The organism is uncultured Nitratireductor sp., assembly GCF_913053745.1.
Lineage (GTDB): Bacteria > Pseudomonadota > Alphaproteobacteria > Rhizobiales > Rhizobiaceae > Nitratireductor.
The window spans coordinates 1-8,333 of the sequence record NZ_CAJXGF010000175.1 but is presented as its reverse complement, the minus strand read 5'-3'; the positions used below and the strand labels follow the sequence as shown (position 1 = coordinate 8,333).

Here is an 8,333-nt window from a genome sequence, read left to right as displayed (position 1 = left end):
CCATTCAAGAATGCGCGTTTCGTGAACTCGCCGGCCTCCGCCAGACGGAAACCCGGGAAGGTCGAGAGCGTTTCCACAACCGCTTGGACAACCGCCCGCCCGCCATGAAGATGGAGTTCCGCACAATCTTCGCCCGTAAAACTGCCCGGCCCGGGGAAAAAGAGCACCAGTCCCTTATCCAGGGTCAGATTCTCGCGATTGCGAAGCACGCGCAATGAAGCATGCCGCGCTTTGGGCACACCGCCGGCCAGTGTATGCAGAACGTCGCGAGTGCCTGGACCGGAAAGCCGCACAATGGCCACGCCGGACGGGAGTCCGCCGCTCGAGAGTGCGAATATGGTTTCCTGCATCTGATTTGCCCTTGCTGCCAAACCGCCCTACCGTGAAGGTCTAGATATTTTCCATAACGATCCGATGTGCAAGGAACCCCCATGGCGTTGCCAGCAAAAAATCTGCTTGCTAACGAAACCAGCCCCTATCTTCTCCAGCATAAGGACAATCCGGTTCACTGGCGGCCGTGGTCCGCGGCAGCCCTCGAGGAAGCCCGGGAGACCGGGAAGCCCATACTGCTTTCGGTCGGCTATGCGGCTTGCCATTGGTGCCACGTCATGGCGCATGAATCGTTTGAGGATCCCGGCATTGCCGCAACGATGAACCGCCACTTCGTCAACGTAAAGGTCGACCGCGAAGAGCGCCCGGAGATCGATCAGATCTACATGGCCGCGCTGTCCGCCACCGGCGAGCAAGGCGGCTGGCCTTTGACGATGTTTCTTGATTCGGACGGGAAGCCATTCTGGGGCGGAACTTATTTCCCGCCCGACCAACGATACGGCCGTCCCGGATTTCCGCAAGTGCTCGAGGCGGTCAACACCGCATGGCAGAACAAAAGGACCGAGCTTTTGCAAAGCGCGGAGGCGCTTCGTTCGCACGTCAAAGCCAGATTGTCTCCTCATGCCGCCGGATCCGGTTCTCCTGAAGAGACGCTCGAAACCATGGCGAAGAGCATCCAGGCCATGATGGACACCTCCCATGGTGGGTTGCGTGGCGCGCCGAAGTTTCCCAACACCCCATTCATGCGCGTTCTCTGGCTGAACGGGCGGAAGCGAGGCGATACCCTGCAATTGGAAGCCGTTGTGAAGAGCGTAAAGTCCATGCTCTCCGGTGGAATTTACGACCATGTCGGGGGAGGCCTCGCCCGATATGCCACGGACGAGCGCTGGCTCGTGCCGCATTTCGAGAAGATGCTTTACGATAACGCGCAGCTTCTGCGATTGCTGTGCTGGCTCTATGGCAGCACCGATGACCAATCATTCCGGATGCGAATCGAGGAGACGGTGGGTTGGCTTCTGAGAGAAATGCGGCTCGCTGGCGGTGGGTTCGCTTCAAGCCTCGACGCAGACACTCAGGGTGTCGAAGGTCAGACCTATCTTTGGACGGAACAACAGATTCGTACCGTTCTGGGCCCGCAGGCCGACCGCTTCCTTGACGTCTTCTCTCTTGCGAGCCCGCCCAATTGGGAAGGCGCACCGATCCTCCATCGCCTCAATCGCTCCGACCATCTTGGGGCCGAGGAGGAGAGCGCGTTGCGTGGCATGCTCGATACCCTGCTGGCTGTGCGCGATAAACGCCCGCAACCGGGATGCGACGACAAGGTTCTCGTGGATTGGAACGGTCTTGCGATAAGCGCTCTGGCCGAAGCAGGACGCATTCTTACCCGGACCGATTGGATCGATGCTGCGCGGAACGCATTTCGTTTCGTGACCGAATCGATGATGGATAGGCGTCTGCCTCACAGCATCAGGGCCGGAAAATCCGTTTTCCCAGGCCTGTCCAGCGATTATGCGTGCATGATATCGGCTGCCGCGGCGCTTTATCAGGCAACCGGAGAAGCGGATTTTCTGAGGCAGGGACATGCCTGGCTCGAGCAATTGGACACATGGTATGCGGATGAAGCGCGGTCGGGCTATTATCTGACCGCCAGCGACGCGTCCGACCTTCCAATGCGCATACGCGGCGATGTGGACGAGGCCGTTCCTTCCGCCACAAGCCAGATCATCGAAGCCTTGCTTGGACTTTCGGTGCTCGAATGCGACCGATTGAACGCGCATCTTGCAAAAGTAGCCGGCTCCGCACTTGGCAGAGCGCGTTCACAAACCTATGGCCAAGCCGGCATCGTCTATGCCGCTGCCCTGGCGCAACAGCCGATGAAACTGGTGATGGTAGAGCCGGAAGAGGATCAAGTCTTCGTTCCGGTCGCGAATCGAACACTGGATCCCCAACGTTTCGACATTGTTGTGACCGCTGCCCAAGACATCCCGCATATGCCTGGCGACATCACCATCGACCCTGCTCGCCGCGCGGCCTATCTTTGCGTGGGACAGACATGCTTGCCGCCTTTTCATACCGCAAAGGAACTGGAACACGCCTTACAAACGGCCGGCTGACCCCGCGACGATTTGGCCAACAGAAAGCAAAAGCGGCACCGTGGATATCTCCATGATGCCGCCAGATTTCGATTACGGCGAATCCGATAGGAACGGATTCGATCAGGTGTTCATCGAATCGAAGAATTCCGAATTGGTCTTGGTCTGTTTGAGCTTGTCGTTCAGGAATTCGATGGCATCCGTCGTGCCCATCGGCGCCAGAATGCGACGCAGGACGAATATCTTCTGAAGATCCTGGCGCGGAATCAGCAAGTCTTCCTTGCGGGTACCGGACTTGAGAATATCGATGGCCGGGAAGATGCGCTTGTCGGCGACCTTGCGGTCGAGCACAATTTCCGAATTGCCCGTTCCCTTGAACTCTTCGAAGATGACCTCGTCCATGCGGCTGCCCGTATCGATGAGCGCCGTGGCGATGATCGTCAGCGACCCGCCCTCCTCGATGTTGCGCGCGGCACCGAAGAAGCGCTTCGGGCGCTGCAGGGCGTTGGCGTCGACACCGCCGGTCAGAACCTTGCCGGAGGAGGGCACGACCGTGTTGTAAGCCCGGCCGAGGCGAGTGATCGAGTCGAGCAGGATGACAACGTCACGACCATGTTCGACCAGGCGCTTCGCCTTCTCGATGACCATTTCCGCAACCTGGACGTGGCGCGAGGCCGGCTCGTCGAAGGTCGAGGAAATCACCTCGCCATTCACCGAGCGCTGCATGTCGGTCACTTCTTCCGGGCGTTCGTCGATCAGGAGAACGATGAGGAAGCATTCGGGATGATTCGACGTGATCGAATGGGCGATGTTCTGCAACAGAACCGTCTTACCCGTGCGCGGCGGCGCGACGATCAGGCCACGCTGGCCCTTGCCGAGCGGCGCCACCAGGTCGATCACGCGCGCCGACAGGTCCTTCTTCGTCGGGTCTTCGATTTCCATGTTCAGCCGCTCGTCGGGATAGAGCGGCGTCAGGTTGTCGAAGTGAATCTTGTGGCGGATTTTCTCCGGATCTTCGAAATTGATCGTGTTGACCTTGAGAAGGGCGAAATAGCGCTCGCCTTCCTTGGGGCTTCGGATCGGACCCTCGACCGTATCGCCGGTCTTCAGCGAGAAACGCCGAATTTGCGAGGGAGATATGTAAATGTCGTCGGGACCCGGAAGATAGTTGGCGGTCGCGGAGCGGAGGAAGCCGAAGCCATCCTGCAACACTTCGACGACACCTTCGCCGATGATCTCGATATCCTGGGTGGAGAGCTTCTTCAAAATCGCGAACATCAGCTCCTGCTTGCGCATGATGCTGGCATTCTCGACCTCAAGCGATTCTGCGAATGCAATGAGATCGGTCGGCGATTTGCTTTTCAGCTCTTGGAGTTTCATTTCCTGCATGTGCGGACTCTGGAAAGGCAAACGAAAGATGGAGGTAAGGTAGGCGTATTCGAGGCCTGCCGGCTTCACTGACAATGGAAGATATGCGTGGAACCGGCCGAGAAGGAAGGAACCGACTCTTACCGTCGTCGCAGCGAAAGGGCAAGACGGCTTTGCCGGTTCCGTTCAGAAGATAGTCTCATCGAACCGGTATCAGAAGGGTTTGACGATAACAAGGACAACGATCACGATCATAAGCAGAGTCGGCACTTCGTTCATTATGCGCCAATGACGTGCCGGCTTGGTGTTCTCGTCGGCGGCAAAACGGCGAACCGCAGCCGAAAAATAACCGTGCATGCCCGACATGGCGATCACAAGCGCGATCTTGGCGTGCAGCCAGCCGCCCGAAAAGCCGAACCCGTCCCAGGCCAGCCACAGACCAAACACCCAGGTCACCATCATCGCCGGATTGATGATCAAGCGCAGAAGACGCTGTTCCATTACCTTGAAGGTCTCGGCCTTTTCCGAACCGGGCTCCGCATCCGCGTGATAGACGAAAAGGCGCGGCAGATAGAGCATGCCCGCCATCCAGGAGATCACCGCGATCACATGAATGGCCTTGGCCCAAAGGTAAAATCCGGACGGATTGTAGATAAACAGAAGCGCAGTAAGGCCAATGAAAATCGCCAACGCCACAACGGCCCTGACCCCGGCGTTCCCGCCACCCTTGCTGTTCCCAGTCATTACACGGTCTCCCGAATCCGCTTCAGCATTGCGTCCACATGCTCCACCGGCGTCTTGGGCGTGATGCCGTGGCCGAGATTGAAGATGAAAGGTCCGTGCCGCAGAGCTTCCACAATTGCGTCCACGCCCTCTTGGAGAGCCTCGCCGCCGGCGACAAGCCTCAGGGGATCCAGATTGCCCTGAACGGCGCCCTCGGCCTGCAGACGGCGCGCTGTGCCAAGCGGCACGGTCCAGTCGAGCCCGAGCGCGGTAACGCCCGTTTCCCGACGATATCCCGCATACTGCGCGCCCGCACCCTTCGGAAAGCCGATGACCGGCACGTGGGGGTGTACTTCGCGTATTTTCGCGACGATCCGCGCCAACGGCTTCACGCACCAGCGCTCGAAGGAAAGCTCGTCGAGAACACCGGCCCAGGAATCGAATATCTGCACGGCATCCGCACCGGCATCGATCTGGCGGATCAGATATTGGGCGGAGCAGTCGGCAAGACAGTCGATGAGCTTGGAGAAGGCCTCCGGCTGTTCCAGAGCGAACATGCGGGCGGGCGCCTGGTCCGGCGTACCGTGCCCGGCGATCATGTAAGTCGCCACCGTCCAGGGTGCGCCACAGAAGCCGAGAAGTGTCGTTTCCTCGGGAAGCTCTTTGCGGAGCCGCCGCACCGTTTCATAGACCGGGGCCAGATGATCGTGAATGCCATCGGTTTCGAGTTTGGCGATCCCTGCGGCATCGATCGGTGTCATGAGCGGGCCGCGTCCTTCCTCGAAACGCAGATCGCGGCCGAGGGCATGCGGCACGACAAGAATGTCTGAGAACAGGATCGAAGCGTCGAAGTTGAAGCGCCTGATCGGCTGGAGCGTCACTTCCACGGCCAGATCGGGATTGTAGCAGAGGTCGAGGAACCCACCGGCGCGCTTTCGCGTTTCTTTGTATTCGGGCAGATACCGGCCCGCTTGGCGCATCATCCATACGGGAGGGGGAAACACGGTTTCGCCTCTAAGCACATCAAGGATTTTTCGCTGCCCCATCAGGCTGCTCCACAGTCAGGATTCAAAAGATAATTACAGATCTGAAGATTCTTCTGATTCTTAGACTCTGTTTGTAATGTGGATTCAAATCTGTCCACGCTTTCGCGCATCGCTTTCTCGGTCTTATTGCCGCGCCCCATAGCAATGCACATTCTCAGAAGAACGGGGATAATGCGGATTCGACACGCAGATTCAATAGGCTACATAAACTTCGTATCCCCCGCTCGGTGGACAATGTAGGAAGCTTCGGGGATTGTCGATTGTTCTCCACATGAGGGGATCGCAATTCACACCGGCCCGATCTGTGGAAGACTCCAGGGAGTTATCAAAAGGCGCGGCCTCGCCATTTCCGGCGTCCGGCGTTATCAACAAGCATCCACATGGCGGGACAGAAATCCGTGCAACAGCCGCAGCGCTTCTTCCATCTTCACATGATTTCTGATGCGACCGGCGAGACTCTGCTGGCCGCAGGGCGTGCTGCGGCCGCGCAGTACAAGGATGCGCGGGCGATCGAGCACATCTATCCGCTGATTCGAAACGAGAAGCAGCTTGCTCGTGTGCTCGACGAGGTGGAGCGCGAGCCGGGTATTGTCCTTTATACGGTTGTCGATCAGAAACTGGCCCGCCAGGTGGACGAGAGCTGCGCCGCGCTCGGATTGCCCAGCGTTTCGGTTCTCGAACCGGTCCTCATGGTGTTCCAGTCCTATCTGGGAACCCCGGCCGGCCGGCGTGTCGGCGCGCAGCACGTGCTCGACGCGCAGTATTTTCATCGCATCGACGCACTTAACTTCACCATGGAGCACGACGACGGGCAGTTACCGCTCGACGTCGAGGAAGCGGATGTCATTCTCGTTGGCATCTCCCGCACGTCGAAGACGCCGACCAGCATTTATCTCGCCAATCGAGGGGTGAAGACCGCGAATGTGCCGATCGTTCTGGATATCAAATTGCCGGAGGCGCTGGGGGCGGCAAAACGGCCGCTGATTGTCGGTCTCGTCGCCTCCGCCGAACGCATTTCGCAGATCCGCCAAAACCGGATTCTGGGTTCGGTCGACGAGAACGCCTTCAACCCTTATACGGATCGGGCGACGATCTCGCGCGAGATCGCCTATGCGCGACAGATCTGCAGCCGCCATGGTTGGCCGGTGATCGATGTGACCCGCCGTTCCATCGAGGAAACGGCGGCTGCGATTCTCGCATTGTATGCGAAGTCACGAGAAAACAGAGGCTGACATCATGACCGAAAAGCCCGTCATCGTTCTGGCGTCCGGTAGCGCCTTTCGCCGGAAAATGTTGCGCGACGCCGGCGTCGAGTTCCGCGTGGAACGCTCCGAAATCGATGAGAGAGCGGTGGAGCACACATTGGAAGGAACCGGCGCCGATCCCGAAACGCTCGCTCAGGTGCTTGCGGAAGCCAAGGCTGTGGACGTTTCCGAGCGGTCGTCCGGCGCGCTGGTTATCGGCGCGGACCAGACCCTGTCTCTTGGCGATGAGGTGTTCCATAAGCCGACCGACATGGAAGGCGCGCGCCGCCACCTTCTGAAACTTTCCGGCCGCACGCATCAACTCAACAGCGCCGTGGTCATCGCACGCGACGGCGAAGTGATTTGGCGGCATGTAGGCATCGCGCGTCTCACCATGCGCGAACTCGATCCCGGATTCATTGGGCGGCACCTTTCCAATGTCGGCGAAAAGGCGCTGCAAAGCGTTGGCGCCTACCAGATCGAGGGTGAGGGCATTCAGCTTTTCGAAAAGATCGACGGCGACACATTTACGATTGTCGGCCTGCCGCTTCTGCCGCTTCTGTCCGAGTTGCGCACCCTGGGAGCCATCGATGGCTGAAATCCGCGCCTTCGTTTGCGGGCACCCCATCGCCCATTCCCGTTCGCCGCTCATACATAACTACTGGCTGGAGCGGCACGGTATCGATGGCAGCTATGAAAAACTGGATGTCGCGCCGCTGGACTTCGAGGCGTTTCTCGAAAACCTGCGCACCTCCGGCTATGCTGGCGGCAACATCACCCTGCCCCACAAGGAAGCGGCGTTTCAGGGCGTCGACCTCCGCGACGAGGCAGCCGAGATGATCGGCGCGGTCAATACGCTTTGGTTCGATGGCGGAAGACTCGTCGGCGGCAACACCGACGCCTATGGGTTCGCGGCGCATCTGAGTGCCACTGCGCCGGGCTGGGTGAATGGCGAGACGGCCGTGGTTCTGGGTGCCGGCGGGGCGGCCCGCGCCGTCGTTCATGCGGTTCAGAAAGCCGGCTACAAGAATATCCGCATCGTCAACCGCACACGGGAGCGGGCCGAGGCGTTGGCGCAGCGCTTTGGTGCGGGCGTAAGCGCAAATGGCTGGGAGACGTTGCCCGCGCTTCTTTCCGATGCGGACCTTCTGGTGAACACAAGTGCGCTCGGCATGACCGGAAAACCGCCGCTGGAAATCTCGCTCGACCCGCTGCCCGAAGGCGCGGTGGTCAGCGACATCGTCTATGCACCGCTCAAGACCGATCTTCTTGCCGCAGCCGAAGCCCGGGGACTGGCATCGGTCATCAACCTGCTTGACCCGGACGTCATTGTACTGGGCGGAGGTCTGTCCAACGTGGCAGCAATCTACCAGCAACTTCCCGGGCGCCTCGGGGAGCTGGTATTCGGAGGCGAATGCCAGACACCGATCGTGCGGGCGGCCCATGGGGACTCCAGTGGAGTGCGGGGTGCCGCCTGGCTTGCCCGGAGCCGTGTCTGAGCAGACGAGACACCAGGCATCAGATCAACC

At 59.5% G+C, this 8,333-nt stretch carries 7 protein-coding genes and 1 pseudogene; 4 read left to right on the top strand and 4 right to left on the bottom strand.

Annotation, left to right across the window (positions count from 1 at the left end; all coding sequences use genetic code 11):
* Positions 1-350: pseudogene (locus QZ638_RS20610) on the bottom strand (tRNA uridine-5-carboxymethylaminomethyl(34) synthesis GTPase MnmE); the annotation flags it as partial.
* A gap of 81 nt (positions 351-431) precedes the next feature.
* Here QZ638_RS20610 and QZ638_RS20605 point away from each other — a divergent pair.
* Positions 432-2,444, top strand: coding sequence for a thioredoxin domain-containing protein (locus QZ638_RS20605; protein WP_295813859.1), 2,013 nt, complete (start codon positions 432-434; stop codon positions 2,442-2,444).
* A gap of 102 nt (positions 2,445-2,546) precedes the next feature.
* Here QZ638_RS20605 and rho read toward each other — a convergent pair whose 3' ends face one another.
* From rho to hemE, 3 genes are all read right to left on the bottom strand, one after another.
* Positions 2,547-3,812, bottom strand: coding sequence for a transcription termination factor Rho (rho, locus tag QZ638_RS20600; protein ID WP_025029315.1), 1,266 nt, complete (start codon positions 3,810-3,812; stop codon positions 2,547-2,549).
* 192 nt (positions 3,813-4,004) lie between these two features.
* Positions 4,005-4,535 carry a protoporphyrinogen oxidase HemJ gene (hemJ, locus tag QZ638_RS20595; protein WP_295813855.1) on the bottom strand — a complete coding sequence of 177 codons (531 nt, stop codon included), beginning with the start codon at positions 4,533-4,535 and terminating at the stop codon, positions 4,005-4,007.
* Complete coding sequence (gene hemE / locus QZ638_RS20590) at positions 4,535-5,560, bottom strand: uroporphyrinogen decarboxylase (RefSeq protein WP_295813852.1); 1,026 nt, start codon at positions 5,558-5,560, stop codon at positions 4,535-4,537. The genes hemJ and hemE overlap by 1 nt, the downstream gene beginning before the upstream one ends.
* 398 nt (positions 5,561-5,958) lie before the next feature.
* Here hemE and QZ638_RS20585 point away from each other — a divergent pair, with 398 nt between their 5' ends.
* The 3 genes from QZ638_RS20585 to QZ638_RS20575 are packed head-to-tail and all read left to right on the top strand — an operon-like array spanning position 5,959 to position 8,303.
* Positions 5,959-6,792, top strand: a complete 834-nt coding sequence (locus QZ638_RS20585; protein ID WP_295813849.1) for a pyruvate, water dikinase regulatory protein — start codon at positions 5,959-5,961, stop codon at positions 6,790-6,792.
* 4 nt (positions 6,793-6,796) lie between these two features.
* Positions 6,797-7,402, top strand: coding sequence for a Maf-like protein (locus QZ638_RS20580; protein WP_295813847.1), 606 nt, complete (start codon positions 6,797-6,799; stop codon positions 7,400-7,402).
* Positions 7,395-8,303, top strand: coding sequence for a shikimate dehydrogenase (locus QZ638_RS20575; RefSeq protein ID WP_295813845.1), 909 nt, complete (start codon positions 7,395-7,397; stop codon positions 8,301-8,303). The genes QZ638_RS20580 and QZ638_RS20575 overlap by 8 nt, the downstream gene beginning before the upstream one ends.
* The last annotated feature ends 30 nt before the right edge of the window (positions 8,304-8,333 follow it).